We start from the raw sequence: 17,226 nt of genomic DNA, 5'->3' as shown, positions 1-17,226 counted from the left end.
TATGCCGACGGGACGGTGCGCGCACCGCACCAATCCAGATGTTTGTCCAGTGCTCCGCGGTCGCCCCAGCGAATCGCGGTTACGACTGTCGCCAGCACCGTTCTGCTCGCCCTAACCCTGGCAATATTCGTGGCGGTTTCGACAGCCCGGCCAGCCAGCGCCGTCGGCGCATTCGACAATGCCCGCGTCGCGGAGGCCGGCAGGAACGAGATCGGCACCCGGAGGGCGACCGGATGGAACCAGCCCGGTGAATGCATAAAATCGGTGCAGCGGTGGGTTGCCGCCGCCGGCGGAACCTTCGGTGCTGGTGGTGTCAACAGTGGATACACCAACTCCGGAGCGGTCGAGATTCCGCTCGCGGAGGCGGCGAAAGGCGACGTCCTGCAGCGCACGAACGGAGGAGACAACGACTGGTCCTTCGCCCACACCGTCGTAGTCGTCGCCAACAAAGGCGGCGGCCTCTACTCGATCGTCCAGTCGAACGCGCCCGGCTACGTGAACGGCACCTGGCGCTCCGACTGGGCCGGACTCGTCACCGAAGTACCCGACTGGCGCGCCACCGCCGCACCGGGCGCACCCGCCGGCTGGTACTGGCGAGCCTGGCGCTTCGGGACGGTCCAGAGCAGCGCTCTTCCCCCAGAGAACACGCGCTTCACCCGGAACGGATCGGGCCAGCAGTACCTATCGATGCGCGGAGCCGCGCTGCCGATCAACTACAACGACGCGGTCGCGTTCGACGCCGAAGGAAACCGGTCCACCGGTGTCTACAACGGCCCCCTTCCTCCGGCAACCCTGCCCAACACCACCGTTATCCGTCCGGTTGGTCGACCTGACCAGTTTCTCCTCGTGAACGGAGTCCGGCAGCCAATCGGTGACCCGGCCACCTCGTCCTGCCTGGTGTTCGCCTTCAACCTTCCCGGCGTAGCGGTGGTACCGGCGAGCTGGGCCGACACGCTGCCCACCGGACCTCAGGCCGCATGCAGCCTGCCCGACCACACGCGCTTCACCGAGACCGGCTCGCTCGCCCAGTACATCTCCATCCGCGGGGCAGCGCTCCCGCTCAGCTACGACGACGCGGTCGCCTATGACAGCGAAGGGCTGCGCACCTACACCCAGCTCCCCGTCGGCTACGTCGCCAACCCGATCCACGCACCATCCCAGGTACCGAACAACGTCGTCCTGCGTCCGGTCGGTCGACCTGGCCAGTTTCTCCTCGTGAACGGGGTCCGGCAGCCAATCGGTGACCCGGCCACCTCGTCCTGCCTGGTGTTCGCCTTCAACCTTCCCGGCGTAGCCGTGGTGCCGGCGAGCTGGGCCGACACGCTGCCCACCGGACCTCAGGCCGCGTGCAGCCTGCCCGACCACACGCGCTTCACCGAGACCGGCTCGCTCGCCCAGTACATCTCCATCCGCGGGGCAGCGCTCCCGCTCAGCTACGACGACGCGGTCGCCTATGACAGCGAAGGGCTTCGCACCTACACCCAGCTCCCCGTCGGCTACGTCGCCAACCCGATCCACGCACCATCCCAGGTACCTGAGAACACGATGCTGCGCGCCGTCGGCTCCCCCGGCCAGTACCTGTACGCGGCCGGGGCCTTGCACGCCGTCGACAACCCAACACTGTCATCCTGCCTCTTCGCCCGGTATCCACAGAACGGCCTCGCCGTTGTCCCGACGAACTGGATGAGCAGCGTCCCTCGAGGAGACGCCGCGACCTGCAACTGATCTCCCAGCACCGTGAATCGAGCGGTGGCTGGCTGGTTTCGCCCGCCAGCCACCGCTCGCTGGGGCGCGCCGCCAACCGCGGTATAGCCATTTCTGGGACTGTCTAGATAACGGCCTGGTCCACATTCGGTGATAACGGGACCGGCGCTGGTGTCAGAGTTCGTCGGGTTCCGATTCCCGCCCGCAGTTGATCGTGTTAGCGGTGCGGGAGATGCTGAGTCATCGGAGTGCTCGAGCGAGGCGACCGCGGGTGTGGTCGCCGAGCTGTGTGGCGAGGAAGGCATCCAGCCGTTCGGGGTCGGGTTCGACACGCTGCGCTTCTTCGCGTTCCTCCCAGGTCTGGTAGTCGTCGGGGTCCCCAATGAGCACGACACCGACTCCGTGGGAACGGGCGACATCGGTGATCGCGGCGATGTTCTCCTCCAGCCCGACCGCCTCAGCGGGTGGGACGTGAAGCAGAACGTAGGAGTGTGTCGCCGCGCGGCGATGCGCCAGTGCTTCGTACACCGCCTGCACGTTGATCGCGGTCACTGGCTTCACCTCGAAGGTCACGACCTCGAGGTACTTCCCGGGCACATAGCTGAAGGTGCGCACTTCGACGCTGACAATGTCGGGACGGGACCAGGTGCCGCCTGTCGCACGCCGGCCCTGCATCGCGGTGATCTCCACAGCGAGGAGGTCCGACCGATGGTCCTTCGCCCAGTCCCCCGCGATCACACGGCGCATCGGCTCGTACAGGCTGAGCTCGGTACGCAGCTCCGCCTCCACGTTGGGCACCGGCGCGGCCACGGGAGCGTTCACCGGTTCGGGAGCCGTGACCGGCTCGACGAAACGGCGCACCGACCCACCCCGACCCCGGCCCCGCACCGCATGACCAGCATCGACCAGAGCGTCGCGGACTCGATAGTAACGATCAGTATCCCAGCCCAGCTTGACCTGCAGCGCCCGGTTACCGATCGTGGCCCCGTCGGGAGGAAGCAGGTTCAGGAGAATCCGCTCGTCGTCCTCTAGCCCCAGCACCGCCACGCCCCCGTCTGACACAACCCACCCCTAAAAGATCTATACCGGCGGTCATACGCCGGTTCGTGCGGATGATCCTCTCATCCGGGAAGTGTCTGACCTCCGCTGGATCGGTAGCGGTAGTTGGTGATCGGCCAGTTCGCTTGCCGTCGCGGACTTTGGCGTCTTGCCTGTTGGAGAATCAGCTCGTCGGGGCCGAGCATGAGCGGGCTCAGGTCCGTAGCACGGCAATCTTGGACGTGGCGAGGAGGCCACCGAAGACGGTCTGAAGGAGGGTGAAGGCGAGGTCTCGCAGGGGCTCCGAAATGGGGCTTCTGGGAAGCCTGTGGCGGAGGCTGGCCGTGTGCGCAGCCAGCTCGCGGGATGGCTCGGTGCCGATGATCGCGCGGGTCATGATGCTGGCGATTTCGGGGATGTCGTCGGGCTGGAGGCCGAGCCAGGTCAGCTCGTTGACCCCGATCCGCAGGGCGGGTTCGGGAATTCCGGGCAGGTCGTTGAGGAAGTTGACCAGGATTCCAGCGTCGTGCAGTCGCCCGGCGGCATCGGCGGCTGGGATGCCATGCGGGGCGGTCCGCAGCCAGAGCTGGTGCCCTTTGCTGTAGCCGAACGTGGCGCCTTCCGGGGGAAGGCCATGGTCCGCCAGGCACGCGCCCAGGGCACGGGCGTTGGCGATGATCGAGCGGGGGTAGCCGGGGCAGCGTTCGGCGAACAGCGCGAGGGCCAAGCCGAGGGCGCAGGTGGCGCCGTAGTGGTGGCTGGAGATGACGTGCGGCTGGGCCACGCGGAGCAGGCGGGCGACCTCGTCGTCCCGGGTGGCGATGATGCCCTTCTGCGGGCCGGGGAGGGTCTTGTGGGTGGATCCGCCGAAGCTATCGGCTCCGGCATCCAGGGGGTTTGGAAGCGCGCCGCCGAGGGTGAGGCCCATCCAGTGCGACACGTCCGCGTGGACTCTGGTCTCCGGCGACGCCTGCCGTGCGACGTTCACGATGGCGGCGAGGTCGAACGGGGCGAGCCCGTGGGACTGGTCGAGGTAGAGCAGCGGCGGGCGGTGTCGCCGCAGGAGGTCGCCGACCTGATCCAAGTCGGCGACGTGCGGGCTGGGGCCGGTGACCAGGGCTGGGCGCAGGCCGAGCCGCGCGGCGAGGGTCGCAGTGGCGTAGTGGCCACCCAGACCGGGGTCAAGCAGAGCGACAGGGGATCCGGGCGGGCCGCCGAGGGCGGCCAGGACAAGGGTCATGGCGCTGAGCCCGGACAGGGGACGGACGTTCACGTGGCTGGCGCGGGCGAGCTGCTGGAGTAGCGGGATGGTGAGCCTGGTCTCCAAATCGGCAGCGTCTCGGGCCGCGGGGAACCGCCAGTCTCCGGGGTCCTGCGCATCGTTGAAGAAATACCGGCTGTACAGGTCGCTGAGCAGCGGGAACCTGGCCAACGGAGGCAGCATGTTCTCCGAAGGGATCATGTTGAGGCCGCGGGCCGCCTGCTGCTCGTGCGCGACGATGAGACTGAGCGCCTCCTCGATGCCGATGGGGGCGTCTACGCCCGCAACCGGTCCGTCGGCCGCTGTGGTCGCGTGAGTGGTCATGCTTCCTGCTTCATCGCGGCGCAGCTGGTGGTGAACAGGGCGCGGTACAGCGTCCGGGGCTCGGCCGGGCTGTCCTGATAGGGGGCGCGGCCGTGGCTGATGGTGTCGTTCGCCAGCAGGAGCACCTGCCCAGCGGTGAGGGTGACCTCGGTGTAGTAGCTGGTGCCGGGCTGGGCGGTGCCGCGGAGGAACTCAAGAGCTCGGTCAAGTGCTGCGGGGCTGGCAACGGCGGCCGGGTCGTAGTGGTCGGTGCTGGTGACGGAGTACCGAGAGAGGATCCGGCCGTCGGCGATGGCGAACGCCGGGCCGATCGAGGTCTGGCCGTGGCTGTCGGGGAGGTTGGAAGTCCGGACGAGGACTTCCAACGCGGTCAGGGCCGCAGCCGCGGCGGGGTCGGCGTTGAGGAGAGCTGCGAACGCGCCGGCGGCGTTGAACAACTGGGAGGCGCCGCCAGAAGCTGCGGGCCGGGCGCACAGCATCAGGGTCGTCTTGATCTCGCCGATACGTTGCAGAGTCCCGTCGGTGTGTAAAGGCTGGCTGGTGGTCTGCCCAAAGGCCGGGTGCCCGGCGGTGGTGGCGTCTGCGGTGATCCGGGTGACGCCTCCGTCGTCCATGTAGGCGTGGCCCTGGTACTGCGGCGGTATGTATGCGGGGCCGAGGCCGAGCACCTGGGCGAGGCAGGTGGCCGGGCCGGGGCCGGGAACGCCGCTGCCTTCAAGCACCGCGTAGCCGTGCGCGGTTAGACGGGCGGCCACCTCGCCGTTCGTCGTGGCGGGGATGTGCTCCCAGTCGCCGACGGGGATTGGCCGGGCGTGCTGGGTGGGGAAGGCGGGGACCGTGCAGGTGAGCATGCTCAGGCTGGTGATGGCAGCCGCAGGGGTCACGGGCGTGGTCCTTTCAGACGAGGTGGGTCGGGGCTTCGGCCAGGAGCGGCCGGCGGGCGAGTAGATCAGCGAGGGCTTCCTTGTGCCGGCGAGTGCCGATATCGGGTGCGTGCCGCCCGGCAGACAGGAAGTCGCGAAGGCCGCCCATGCTGGCCTCGAAGGTGAACTGGTCGCGCATGCTCTCCAACGCGGCGAGGAATCCGTCCCGGGCCGTGCCGCCGCGGGCGGTGGTCGTCAGCGCGGCTGCGAGGGCGGGGGTGTCGCGGGGGTCGGCGACGGTGCCGATGTGGTGCTGTGCGACGAGGTCGGCGGAGGCGCCGTAGTGGTCGATAACGACGGGGAGCCGGTGCAGGAACGCATCGCGCAGCCGGAGCCGGTGGCAGGTCTGGGTCTCGGCTCCGTCCTTCCCGGTGCACACGATCGCCCGCGCGGAGAGCAGCAGCCCGTCGCGCAGGTGATGGGGAACCGGGTCGCCGGGGATCTCCACGAGGCCGTCGAGGCCGTGCTGGCGGATCGCGGTGGTGATGGCGTCCCGAGCGTGCGGGGGCGGCGGGTACAGCAGCCGCAGCGCCAGCGGCTGCCCAGCGTCGCGGAGCATGGCGAGCGCGGGCCACAGCGGGGACGGCTCGCAGTAGTCCCAAATCCCGCCGTTCCATACCAGGTCGACCGGGTCACCGGGGTTCGCGGCAGCGGCGTGCCGGTCGGCGTTGCGGCTGTAGCCGACGGGCAGCAGGGTGATCAGGTGCCTCATGGCCGGTGACTGCTGGTGGTGGAGCCAGCCCAGCCGACCGGTGGCCACCAGCGCGCCGAGGGTCGAGGCCCGCTCAGGCGCGGAGCGGACGAGCAGGTGGTCGGCGACGAGGAGCTGGAGGCGGTAACGGTCGGCGAGCTCGTCGTAGAGGGCCTGCGGATCCGCGGCGGCGCGCAGCTCGGCGTAGTGGAGGTGCTCGATGGGCGGGGCGTTCTCCACGATGGTCAGCACGCCGCAGTGATAGGCGTGCAGCAGTAGCCGCGTGTCGGGCAGGTCCGTGGTGATCATCGCATCGGCGGAGGCGATCAGCTCCGGCCAGGCGTCTTCGGTGAACTCGGTGATCGTGATACCTGTCCAGGCGAAGGTGGACGGCCGGGGGACGACGAGGGTGACCTCCGCGCCGTCTCCGGCCAGGGCCTGGGCTAGCTCCCACATGCGCAGCCCGGTACCGCCCAGGTGCTCGTCCACCGGGTACGGGCCGCAGAGCACCGTGATCCTCACAGCAGGGCCTCCTGTTCCTTTTCTGTGTGGTCGGTCCAGCGGGCGCGCACGGCCGGCCAAGTGCCGAGGTCCAGGTAGGGACCGGTCTCGATGACGGGACATCCGGCGAGCGGGCTGGCCGCCACATCGGCCGTGGTGACGGGGCCGCCGGTGACGGCCCGGTGCACGAGGGACAGGGCCTCGCTTGCGTCATGGCGGAAGGCGAAGCCGAACCACGTGGCGTTGAACCGGCCCGCGTCGGCCAGGGGAGGGTGCTCGGCGTAGTCCGCGAGCCGCGCGGGTGCGCCGCCGGTAGTGAGAAGCGCGCCGTCGCGGCTGATCCTGGCAGGGTCGTTCTCACGAGCGGCCAGGAAGCAGAAGGGCGCGTCGTCCAGGGCATCCAGGGCGCGGCCGATCAGATCCGCAACCGGGAACCGCAGAACCTGGTCGGGTAGCAGGACGATGTTCCGCTCGGCGAACCAAGGCTGCGCGGAGAGCACTGCGCCCGTGCACTCCGCTAATTCCGGGCGTTGGGTGGTGAACGCGACCGGCAGGCCCGCGGCTGCGGTCCTGGCGATGACGTGCCGGGCGGTGGCCTCCCTTCCGGGCCCGAGGACCATGACCAAGCGCAGCGCTGTGGCGTGAGGCAACAGCAGGGCGAGGGTCTCGTCCAGCGGCGTGGACCCAGGTCCGAGCGGCAGGAGCTCCTTGCCGAACGGCAGGCCGAGGCGGGTCCCAGCCCCTGCGCAAGGCAGGACCACGGTCGATCTCTGGGAGGTCACCGGACGCCAGCCACAACGTGTGCGCAGGCTTGGCCGATGACGGCGGCGATCCTACGGACCTGCTCCTCGGTGATGATCAGCGGCGGCGCGATTTGCAGCACCGCGCCCATCGGCCGGACCAGCACGCCCCGGCGCATGCACTGCTCGGCCACCTGCCCTGCGAGTGCGTCGCTGGCCAGCTCCACCCCGGCCAGCAGCCCCCGGCCTCGGACATCCCGGACGGCGGGATGCCGCCGTAACCGCTCCAACTCACTGAGAAGAACGGTCCCGCGCTGGCGGGCGCGCCCGACGAGGCCGTCACGGTCGATCACATCCAGGCATGCCAGCGCCGCAGCACAGCCGGTGGCGTGGCCCGAGGTGGTGTGCCCGTGCCGTAGCCCGCCCAGCAGTGGGTCGCCGGCGAACGCCTCGTAGACCGCCTGCGTAGTGGTGACCGCAGCAAGCGGGAAGTGCCCGCCGGTCAGGTGCTTCCCAGTCGTCACAATGTCCGGGACGACCCCGTCATCGTGCTGGAAACCGAACATCCGGCCGGTCCGGCCGAGACCGGTCATCACCTCGTCGACGATCAGCAGCACACCGTGCTCGTCACACGTCCGCCGCGCCCCGGCCAGATAGCCGTCGGGCAGCGGGATGATCCCACCCACGCCAAGGACTGGCTCGATCATCACCGCCGCGACCCGGTCAGCGCCAATCCGGGCGATCATGTCAGTCACATCGTCGGGACCCGGCACGTCGCACTGCTCGTGCGGGACTCCGCCAGCGCACATGTAGCAGCGGGGCGTCCGGATCGTCGCGAATCCTTCTGGCAGCGGGCCCGCGCCCGCGCGGCGGAACTCCGAGCCGGTCGCGGCCAGCGCCGCGAGCGTCGCCCCGTGGTAGCCGTCGTGCAGGGTGAGCACCACCCGCCGCTCGGGCTCGCCGGTGAGCTGGTGGTACACGCGGGCGATCCGGATCGCGGCCTCCGTGGCCTCCGCCCCTGACCCGGTGAAGAACGTCCGGGTGAGCGGGCCTGGCATCATGGCCGCCAGCCGTCGGGCGAGCGTGATCGCGGGACTGGTCGCCCCGTAGGACAGGTCGTAGGTCATCAGCTGGGTCATCTGCGCCGTGACGGCGTCGATGATGGCCGCGTGGCCGTAACCGAGCGCGGCGTTCAGCGTGCAGGCACGCGCGTCCAGATACCGGTGCCCGCTGGCATCGGTGACGAAGCATCCCTCGCCGCTCACCATCAGCGGCCACCGGGCGTCGACCGGGCTCCACGGATGCCACAGATGCTCGCGATCCCACCTGAGCAGCTCCCGAGCATGCTCCGGCACCATGTCACTGATCGCGTCCACGGAAATCGCCTTCCTCGGCCTGACTCGATCCCGTTTCTCGGGCCCAGAACGAGCAGAACCCGCCAGGCCGCTGCCTTCCGAGTCCTTCCGCCACTGCGGGTTGCCTGCGGACACGTCTTGCGTCCGACGCTGCGCCTGGCGAGCTGTCACTGCGGAGTCCGCTGCGAATCGGGCCGACCGACCGCGCGTATGGCGACCCATCGTCGATTCGTCGCATCCGAGCCCACCGCGTCGGGACGGTCTTGACAGTCGGCTAATCAGCTCACGACGAGCTGGCGAGCGGTCGGCACCACCGACACCGGCAGATCGGGACTCCGCGCGTCCAACCGTCCGTGTCAGTGGCGAACTCGGAGAATGGGCGACCATTCCCGCTCGCGAACACGAACAATTCGCCGTGCCACAAGCTCTTGTCGCAGGTCATGGGCCTGCCGTGGGTGGAACGAAATCTTCTCATTCCGTGGAATGTGTGGTGGGGTGCTGTGCGGGATCCTTGTGGTGTCTGGTCGCCGGCACCGCCGGTCGGTGGCCGGACGTCTGGCTAGACCCGTACACGTCGACAGACGTCTCCTGCTCCCACCATGCAATCGACCCCGTCGGAGGCGCGGGTGACGGGTACCCACCGGCAACGCAATCACGCTCTCGCGCACTGGATCGGTAAGTCGGGCCGCAGCTACCAGCAGGTCGCCGACGAGGTATGCCGCCTCGCCCGACAGCGCCGCCCTCCGGTGAACGCCGCGCCCGACAGCTCCCGGATCAGCCGGTGGGTCTCCGGCGAGCAGCCCCGCGGCGTCATGCCCGATCTCCTCGCTGAAGCCCTCACCAGGCTATGCGGCCTTTCCAAGCCCCTCGACCGCGCCAGCATCGGTATGGACTCCGTCTCGCCAGGCCAGCGCGGTGTCCAGTTACCCTGGCACCCGGACGCAGTCGTCAAATCGGTCCTTGACACGACCCGCAGCGACCTCTCCAGTCCCCACCCGGATGGGACCGATCTGCTCACCGGCTCTGACCTCTTGGACGCCGTCCGCCCCTGGCTTGATCAGGGTCCCGGCGAGTGGCTCCGGTAGCGAATTCTGGCCCCATCTTCCAGCGGCTCCTGGCCCCACTTGTCGATCTTCCGGGGCTGGTTGGGGAACGAGTTTTGGCCCCACCTGGCCGTGACGGTGCGTGTTCGCCGCTGTCTGCCGCTGCCCGGTTGGCAACGAGATCAGGCAGCCAGAGTGATTCTGATCGGTGTGCGGAAGCCCAGGTTGCTAGGGCAATGCGGCTCGGGCGAGCGTGATCGCGGTGATCTCGTCGTTCGGGGGCGAAGGCGTTTGTTCGGGGTCGCGTGCGCGGCGTAGATCGCGGCGTATTCGGCGCGTTACTCGGGGCCAAGCGCGAACCGCGCGTAGCCAGCGAAGGTCAGATCATCGACCTGGCAGCCAGCTTCCTCGTGCAGCTCGCGAATGGCTGCCTGGCGTGGTGTTTCGCCTAGGTCGATCATCCCGCCCGGCAGTTCCCAGCAGGCGCGCTGTCGGTTGAACACGAGCAGCAGGCGGCCGTCGTGCCAGAGTGCGACCAGCGAGACGGTCAGCGGTGCGTCGCGGACGCCGATATCGTCTCCGGCCGGGTGGAACGCGAGCAGGATGTTCCCGTCATCATCCGCGGCGAGGTGTTCGAGATCCCGACCGACCACGCGGTCATTATCTCCTGACGGCGTTCAGCCGGTGGTCTGCTTGCCGCCGCGGGTGGTGGCCCAGCGGTAGGAGGCGGTCCCGGTCTCGATGATGTTTCCGCCGAAGGTGAGGCGGTCAACGATCGCGGCGCAGAGCCGCGGATCGGTGAAGGTCTTCGTCCAGCCGGAGAACGACTCGTTGGAGGCGATCGCGACGCTGTTCTTCTCCTCGCGTTCGGTCAGGACCTGGAAGAGCAGCTCGGCGCCGCGCCGGTCGAGTTCCATGTATCCGAGTTCGTCGATGCAGAGCAGGTCAACGCGGCCGTAGCGGGCAATGGTGCGGTTGAGCTGTTTGTCGTCGGCGGCCTCGACGAGCTCGTTGACGAGTTTCGCGGCCAGCGTGTAGCGGACACGGAAACCGGCGAGGGCGGCTTCGGTGCCGAGACCGATGAGCAGGTGGGACTTGCCGGTGCCGGAGTCGCCGATGAGGCATAGCGGCAGGCCTTTGCGGATCCAGTCGCACTTCGCCAGCGTGTGGATGACGGCGGGTTCGATCGCGGGGTTCGCGGTGAAATCGAAGTCCTTGAGCAGCTTCTGGCGGGGAAAACCGGCGGCCTTGGCGCGCCGTTCGGAACGGCGCCGGTCGCGGTCGTCGCACTCGGCCATGAGTAGTTCCGCGAGGAAGCCGCGGTAGGACAGGTGCTCACGTTCGGCGGCGTCCGCGGTGGCGGGGAACACGGTGCGCACCGTGGGCAGGCGCAGGACCCGGCAGGCGGTGTCGACGGCGGCGTCGGCGGCCTGGTCGGTCAAGCCGCGGGTGCGCTGGACGGTCATGACGTGCCTCCCTGGCGGGTGCGTGGATGACGAAGCAGCTGGTCGTAGGCGGCGACCGACGGCAGCGGCCGGCTGTCGACGGGCAGGGTGGCGAGGCGCTTCGCGGTCAGCGAGGTCACCTGCGGTGCTGTCCTGTCGACCGGCGGCGCGGCCAGCTCGGCGTCGGTGTCGGCTTGGGCCGCCCGGCGGGCCTCGACGGCGACCGCGTCCGCGGTCAGCGCGCCGGCGGTCAGCGCTGAGGCGATCCCAGCGACGACATGCTCGTGGGCCATCGTCCGGTGCAGCAGGAGCACCTCGACCAGGGCGCGGGTGCCGGCCGCGTCGCCGTGGGCGGCGCGGGCGGCCTTCCACCAGGCGTCATGGACCGGAGTGAACCGGCCTGCCGCGCGGGCCTGCTCAAGTGCAGAGGCCCCCGGCAGTGCGCCGGGCTTGCGCACCAGCGCCTCCAGGTAATGATCAAGATCGAGGCTGTTCTGCCCCTTGGCGATCAGCCGGGGATGACGAGCCACCAAGGCCCGGCCGTCGTAGATCTCCAGCTCGGACGCTGAAAGAAGGACCCTCACCTGCCGGCCGATGAGGCGGACCGGCACCGAGTAGCGGTTCATCCGGACCGTCACCAGCGCGTAGCGGTCGACCCGCGGGGTGAACAGCCGCGCCGTCGCGAACTCGTCGTCTGACAGCGGGGCCAGAAGCGGCGCCTCGACGGCGAAGTACTCCCCGACCGTGCGCGCCCGCGCTCCGATCCGCCGGCCGTCGTCCTCGACATCCCACCCGTCGATCATCGCGTTGAGCTCGTCGAGGGAGTCGACCTCGGGAACCGGGACCATCCGGTTGCGGCGGAACCGGCCGACCTCGCCCTCGACCCCGCCCTTCTCATGCGCGCCCTCACGGCCGGGAAGGCAGTAGAACGCGTCCAGCCCGTAATGCGACCGGAACGCAACCCACCGATCCGTCTCGGTTCGGGTCCGCCCGAACGTCACCCGCGACACCGCCGCCGTCAGGTTGTCATAACGCACTTTGCCCCGCGGAACCCCGCCCAACGTGCGCAGCGCGTGGACATGCCCCTCGAAGAACGCCTCCTGACCGCAGGTCGCGAAAACCCGGTGCACCGCCTTCCCCGAGTACGACATCCGGAACACGAACAGGAAACACTTCGTCGATACCCCACGAAGCACGATCCAGACGTCGCCGAAATCGACCTCCGCGTCCATCCCGGGAGCGTGGCGCTGCGGGACAAACACTTCGGCAGGCCCCCGTCCCGCCTCGACGCGGACCTCTCTGCGCCGTTTCGTGACGTAGTCACCGACCGTCGAATAGGAGACGCCCTCCATCTCGCACTCCGCGACCAACCGATCGAAGATCCGCCGAATCGTATGCCGCTGCTTCACCGGGGCATCCAGATCCGCCCGCAGGATCTCGTCGATCGTCGCCTTGAACGGATCCAACCGCGAACCCCGAGGCGCCATCTTCTTCCGCGGCGCCGGCCACGCTCCCGACAACGCCTCCCGCACCACCCGCCGATGCACCCCGTACTTGGCCGCCAACGCACGCACCGACAGGCCCTCGACCCGCGAGTCCCGACGGATCGCCGCGAACAACTCGACCTTTGACTTCGGCGCCACCGACCGGCCCTTCTCCACCGCCGTGCACGCCGATCATCGGGCCGTCCCGGACCCGCCGCGCCGAACTCGGCAAGACGGCCCACACCCGGCCTACTGGCCGTCACCCACCGTCATCGCTCCAGGTGGGGCCACAACTCACCGAACCAGCCCGACCGACCCTTCCAGTGGGGCCAACTCTCGCCGGAAGGTGGAGCCACTCGAATCTCTCAAAGCCAATCAGACGTTCGACAGTTGACCTGTCGTCGCCGTCGACGATCTCAAGGGTCATCGACCCATCTGTTTGCACTCGCCCATTGTGCGCCTTCGGCGGAACTCCGCTGACGCAGTTGCGTGCGGCTTGGGCCAACTCCATACGCCGGGCCGGACACACGATAGACGACGGACCGGGAAGACACCATTCGCGGTCCCCCACACCGCGGCTGCGGTGTAACGAGTGCATCTTGGCCTCGTCCACGCCTTTCGGGCCTGCTGGTTCTCCGGCATCCGTAGGGACGTCGGGAAGGTCGTCGGTGCCCGTGCCAGGCTGCTACCGAGCCCGCTCGGATCCGTTCCAGCCAACTGGCAGGCAGGTCACCGGCTTCGCAGGCAACGGCCACCACTTCGGTTCGCTCTCCAGCATCCAATTGCCGGCCGGTGAGGTTACTCAGTGAGCCATCGACGTCCGGGGCAAAGGACCATGGTCGAGCTCCGCCAATCTCCGGTACATCCCTGCGGCATCCCGGACAGCGACGAGGGCACCGGTCCGGACTTTGCTCCCGGTCCACACACCCGGGCCACGCGCGACTGGGATGAGGGGTACCAACGTCGACCTACCTGACGAGCACACCGTCGGCTGGCTGCTCTACCATCCGACCGCCAGTACTACGACCAGCCCATCGTTGCTTCACCACTACGTGGTCGACTGAGGCGCCATGACCAGTGCTGTCCGCCGGGGCCTTTAGGCCGGTTCACCAGGTTCTGCTGTTCGCTACGGTACCGTCCGGGTTGAATCCGAAACGGAGAAGCCGTTCATCGCCAGCCTCCGCGAGGAGTCTGGCGAGTCGGTCGGTGGTAGGTCCGTCGCCGGCGTCAGCAAGGACTCGCAGACCATCAACGTCGCCGACGTCGGCCAGCAGGTCGGCCAGCCAGTAGGCGGCCGTCTGGTCGCCGGAGTCAGCGCGACCGCGCAGGCCCTCCACATCACCGGCACCAGCCAGCAACTTCGCCAGTACTTCAGCGGCCTGCTCGTCACCGGCATCGGCGCGAGCGACGAGGCCCTCCACGTCGCCGGCATCGGCCAGCAAATCGGCCAGCCGGCCGGCGGCCATCGGGTCACCAGCATCAGCGCGAGCACGCAGGCGCTCTATGTCACCAGCCTCCACTAGCAGCGCTGCTGCCCGGTCAGCGGCGAGATCGTCGCCCTCATCAGCGACAACATGGAGAACGTCGATCGCTCCCTGACGGTCCCCGGCATCGACCAGCAACCTGGCCAAGTGGTTAGCGACCTGCCAGCCGCCAGCCTCAAATCGGATGCGCAGATCTTCGATGTCGCCAGCATCGGCCAGCAGGTCGGCCAGCTTGTCGGCGGCCATCGGGTCGCCGGCGTCAGCACGAGCCCGCAGGCCCTCCACATCACCAGCATCGGCCAACAACTGGGCCAGCTGGCTCGCGGCCGACCAGGTGCGAAGGCCAGTGTCGGTGCCGGCGACCTTGCGTAGGACGGCAATCGCTCCCTCGCGATCCCCAGCTTCGGTCAGCAATCGTGCCAGTTGATCGGAGGCTGGCTCGTCGGCGGCGGCGGCGCGAGCGCGTAGGCCTTCAATGTCCCCAGCTTGGGCCAGCAGGCTGGCCAGATGATCGGTGGCTCGCGACTCGTGGGCGTCGGCACGGATGCGCAGACCTTCGACGTCGCCGGCATCGGCCAGCAGGTCGGCCAGCCGGCCGGCGGCCATCCGGTCGCCGGCATCAGCGCGAGCACGCAGGCCCTCTTGGTCGCCCGCGTCGGCCAGCACTCCGGCCAGGCGGTGTGCGGCCTGGTTGTCGCCGGCGTCGGCACGGATGCTTAGTACGTCGATCGCTCCCTCGCGGTCCCCGGCTTCCGTAAGCAGGCTGGCCAGGCTGTACGCGGCCTCCGGGCTTCCACGAGCGGCGAGAACCCGCAGGCCTTTAATGTCGCTGGCATCGGCAAGCAGCCCGGCCAGCCAGTACGCGGCCATACTGTCGCCGGCGTCGACGCGGGCCTTGAAGAGGGGGACAGCGACGGCATAGATGCGCCGGTTGTATGCGGCGCTGGCAATACGGCTGATGTCTGCGGAGTCGGTGAGGTGCTCGCGCAGCGCAATCCAGAGACTGGCCGGGAGCCGCTCGGCGCGGCGGGTGCGGGTGGCGTACTGGACAAGGTAGTCGGCGGGTGCGTAACCGCTGATCTCCCCCATGCCGCCAGGGCCGACCGGGTCTAGGACCGCGGCAGCACCGTGCATCGTAGTGTTGTCGGTGGCGTAGGCGAGAGCGTCTTCGAACCAGTCGTCAGGGGCACGCGCCTGTTCTCGGGCCGTGCAGTAGCCGGCCGCGGCGGCGTGCAACAGGTCGACGGTCAGGGGTGCACGGGCACCGAGGCGAGCAGCGTCCAATGCGGCGGTCAGCAACGCCCAGCGGTAGGGCCCACGGCTGGGGCCGTCCATGCTCTTGGCCTGTTCCCAGCGGGCGACCAGCTGCGGAGCGGCGGCCAGGGTCTGGGTCAGCCCGTAGCCCGTCGTGGCAAGCGCCGCGCGCAGTTGGGGATCAGTCTGGGCAGCATGGTCGGCACGGGCGTATTCGGCGCGGCTGAGATCGGGGGCGATCTGGACCTGGTAGGCCAGCTCCAACAGCTCGCGCTTCTCGCGGCAGGGGTCCTGGTCGCTGTTCCGCTCAGGGCGCCGAAGGTAACGCGCGAGCCGATCCGGCCAGATCGTCGCGACCACTACGACAGGCCCCGGCCCGTCCAGCAACTCACCCAGCATCGCGGCAGTCAGCCGGTCGCCCTGCTCCAGGTACTTCTGAATTTCGTCCAGCCATACGACCAGCCTGGCTGGCCGCAGGCCAGCCAGCGCCGCGGCCCCCACCGCGTCAGCCGGATGTACCAGCCACCAGTCGGCCAGCTCGGCACGAACCGCCTCATAGGCGGTACGGGTCTTGCCAACTGACGAGTCCCCAACCAACAGCACGAAGCCGCTCGATCCAGCAGCAGCGGCAGCAGCGAGCCTGGCACGCACGCCGTCCGCACTCTGATCTACGTCACGCTGCACGTACGCCGGCAAATCCAGGTCCGACAACCCGCCCGCCCGGATCGGACGGTGCACACCCAGCCGATACGGGTCCGTGTCCGCCACCCGCCGCCAACCCAACGGCGGGCCGTCACCATCCACACCGCCCGCACCGTCCGACGCCAGAAGGGAAGCCCGGCCAGGGCCGGCGACCCGTCTTCGGTCCTTCTGCCGTCGGTACTCGGCGAGCAGCTCCCGATACTCCTGCTCCCACGGACCCGACAGCGTCTCATCTCCACGGGCACAACAGGCGATCCAGGCCAGCACCCGTCGTTCCGGCGGCGGCGACTTCAGCCGCTGCCCCCCGGCGAGAATCTCGTAAACCTGCGAGTCGCTGCCGTATCCACAAGCCTCGCGCACCGACTCGACGCTGCGATGACCCGAATGCATGATTCGTTTGAGCAGGACGCACATGTCACGGACCGGCCCCACAGGCTCGTCGTCTGCCACCCCGTTGCCCCCGCCCGGTACTCAGCGATTCCGGTGTTGCTCCGGTCACCGGAACATCGGAAACCCCGCGCCTAGTGCCATTCTGCACCGCATCTCCGGTCCGTCTCTGCCACCACGACGATCACACCAGCCGGCCGGTCGACTGGAGATAGCCGCGCTCGACGCGGAACAGCAAGGAGCCATCCCATGACGACCTCCCGCCCCACCCCGCCAAGTCACCGCGACCTCCACGCCCTCGCCCGAGCCGCCGTTACCGGCCTGATCGCCGGCGCCACCCGCGCCCTGCTCGATCTCCTCCTCAGCCAGTGACGGCCTCAGACATTGGTGCGCCCGGGCGAGAAATCCAGGACCGATAGCTTCGCGGACATTGCTGCGGGCCAGCGCGGCAACCTCTGCGTCGCGGCGGCGTCTACCCGCACGCCGAGGATCGACTCAAGGCGAAGGGACCGGAAACAGCCGACATCTCCTCGCAGGATCGCCGTGCCCGCGCCTGAGCGCTCCTGGGTGGCGCGGGCGGTCCGGCCGGGGCGCGCGACGGGGGCACGGAGGCGACCACCTCAGCGCGTTGGCGATCTAGTGGGTCTCGCGCAGTGGCCTCACACTGCGGATGCGAGGCGATCAGATCGCCTTGGAGGCCTGGTCGCAGCGGGTGGCCTGGCGCAGGGCGTTCATGACCCGTTCGCGGTAGGCGACCGCGAACCTGAAGCAGCTCCGACAGTCGGTGAGGACCTGTTCTTCGCGTGCCGGGTCGGGCGGCTTTGGTACGTGCAGCGGGGCAGCCGGATCTGTGCGATCATCACCCATCTAGCGGATGGTAGCGGCAACAC

At 69.0% G+C, this 17,226-nt stretch carries 14 protein-coding genes; 3 read left to right on the top strand and 11 right to left on the bottom strand.

The window, feature by feature from the left end:
- Positions 1 to 264 precede the first annotated feature (264 nt).
- The gene (locus ACG83_RS08525) at positions 265 to 1,725 is read left to right on the top strand and encodes a hypothetical protein (protein ID WP_054565642.1); all 1,461 of its coding nucleotides are present in this window, start codon (positions 265 to 267) and stop codon (positions 1,723 to 1,725) included.
- Positions 1,726 to 1,944: 219 nt separating this feature from the next.
- On the opposite strand, the gene ACG83_RS08520 is transcribed toward ACG83_RS08525, so the two are convergent.
- The 6 genes from ACG83_RS08520 to ACG83_RS08495 form a co-directional block, all read right to left on the bottom strand.
- Complete coding sequence (locus ACG83_RS08520) at positions 1,945 to 2,766, bottom strand: hypothetical protein (RefSeq protein WP_152991288.1); 822 nt, start codon at positions 2,764 to 2,766, stop codon at positions 1,945 to 1,947.
- A 190-nt stretch (positions 2,767 to 2,956) separates the two neighbouring features.
- Entirely contained in the window at positions 2,957 to 4,327 is a 1,371-nt protein-coding gene (locus ACG83_RS08515; RefSeq protein WP_054565640.1) for a hypothetical protein, read from the bottom strand.
- Positions 4,324 to 5,211, bottom strand: a complete 888-nt coding sequence (locus ACG83_RS08510; RefSeq protein WP_054565639.1) for a TauD/TfdA family dioxygenase — start codon at positions 5,209 to 5,211, stop codon at positions 4,324 to 4,326. The genes ACG83_RS08515 and ACG83_RS08510 overlap by 4 nt, the downstream gene beginning before the upstream one ends.
- 13 nt (positions 5,212 to 5,224) lie before the next feature.
- Positions 5,225 to 6,463 (bottom strand): hypothetical protein, encoded by a 1,239-nt coding sequence (locus ACG83_RS44010; protein ID WP_054565638.1) that lies wholly within the window; start codon positions 6,461 to 6,463, stop codon positions 5,225 to 5,227.
- Entirely contained in the window at positions 6,460 to 7,203 is a 744-nt protein-coding gene (locus ACG83_RS08500; RefSeq protein ID WP_200931289.1) for a hypothetical protein, read from the bottom strand. The genes ACG83_RS44010 and ACG83_RS08500 overlap by 4 nt, the downstream gene beginning before the upstream one ends.
- A gap of 17 nt (positions 7,204 to 7,220) precedes the next feature.
- Positions 7,221 to 8,558, bottom strand: a complete 1,338-nt coding sequence (locus ACG83_RS08495; protein WP_200931288.1) for an aspartate aminotransferase family protein — start codon at positions 8,556 to 8,558, stop codon at positions 7,221 to 7,223.
- Positions 8,559 to 9,163: 605 nt separating this feature from the next.
- Here ACG83_RS08495 and ACG83_RS08490 point away from each other — a divergent pair.
- Complete coding sequence (locus ACG83_RS08490; protein WP_152991287.1) at positions 9,164 to 9,622, top strand: hypothetical protein; 459 nt, start codon at positions 9,164 to 9,166, stop codon at positions 9,620 to 9,622.
- 296 nt (positions 9,623 to 9,918) lie between these two features.
- Here ACG83_RS08490 and ACG83_RS47720 read toward each other — a convergent pair whose 3' ends face one another.
- The 4 genes from ACG83_RS47720 to ACG83_RS08470 form a co-directional block, all read right to left on the bottom strand.
- Positions 9,919 to 10,233, bottom strand: a complete 315-nt coding sequence (locus ACG83_RS47720; protein ID WP_054565635.1) for an NUDIX hydrolase — start codon at positions 10,231 to 10,233, stop codon at positions 9,919 to 9,921.
- Positions 10,234 to 10,257: 24 nt separating this feature from the next.
- The gene (istB, locus tag ACG83_RS08480; RefSeq protein ID WP_054565634.1) at positions 10,258 to 11,046 is read right to left on the bottom strand and encodes an IS21-like element helper ATPase IstB; all 789 of its coding nucleotides are present in this window, start codon (positions 11,044 to 11,046) and stop codon (positions 10,258 to 10,260) included.
- Positions 11,043 to 12,668, bottom strand: a complete 1,626-nt coding sequence (gene istA / locus ACG83_RS08475; RefSeq protein WP_054566491.1) for an IS21 family transposase — start codon at positions 12,666 to 12,668, stop codon at positions 11,043 to 11,045. The genes istB and istA overlap by 4 nt, the downstream gene beginning before the upstream one ends.
- Before the next feature lie 947 nt (positions 12,669 to 13,615).
- Positions 13,616 to 16,399, bottom strand: coding sequence for a hypothetical protein (locus ACG83_RS08470; protein ID WP_152991286.1), 2,784 nt, complete (start codon positions 16,397 to 16,399; stop codon positions 13,616 to 13,618).
- Between the two features lie 186 nt (positions 16,400 to 16,585).
- Here ACG83_RS08470 and ACG83_RS47570 point away from each other — a divergent pair, with 186 nt between their 5' ends.
- Positions 16,586 to 16,708, top strand: coding sequence for a hypothetical protein (locus ACG83_RS47570; protein ID WP_255354708.1), 123 nt, complete (start codon positions 16,586 to 16,588; stop codon positions 16,706 to 16,708).
- Between the two features lie 309 nt (positions 16,709 to 17,017).
- On the opposite strand, the gene ACG83_RS08465 is transcribed toward ACG83_RS47570, so the two are convergent.
- Positions 17,018 to 17,203, bottom strand: a complete 186-nt coding sequence (locus tag ACG83_RS08465; RefSeq protein WP_054565632.1) for a hypothetical protein — start codon at positions 17,201 to 17,203, stop codon at positions 17,018 to 17,020.
- Between the last annotated feature and the right edge of the window lie 23 nt (positions 17,204 to 17,226).

Origin of the sequence: Frankia sp. R43 (assembly GCF_001306465.1) — a bacterium.
In the GTDB taxonomy this organism is placed as follows: Bacteria; Actinomycetota; Actinomycetes; order Frankiales; family Frankiaceae; genus Parafrankia; species Parafrankia irregularis.
The sequence above is the reverse complement of the archived record's forward strand: the minus strand, read 5'-3'. Positions and strand labels throughout refer to the sequence as shown.

Bases quoted from the DNA above. Each gene is read 5' to 3' on its own strand.
- ACG83_RS47570 (WP_255354708.1), top strand. From the start codon at position 16,586: ATGACGACCTCCCGCCCCACCCCGCCAAGTCACCGCGACCTCCACGCC.
- istB (WP_054565634.1), bottom strand. From the start codon at position 11,046: ATGACCGTCCAGCGCACCCGCGGCTTGACCGACCAGGCCGCCGACGCC.
- ACG83_RS08465 (WP_054565632.1), bottom strand. From the start codon at position 17,203: ATGGGTGATGATCGCACAGATCCGGCTGCCCCGCTGCACGTACCAAAG.
- ACG83_RS08515 (WP_054565640.1), bottom strand. From the start codon at position 4,327: ATGACCACTCACGCGACCACAGCGGCCGACGGACCGGTTGCGGGCGTA.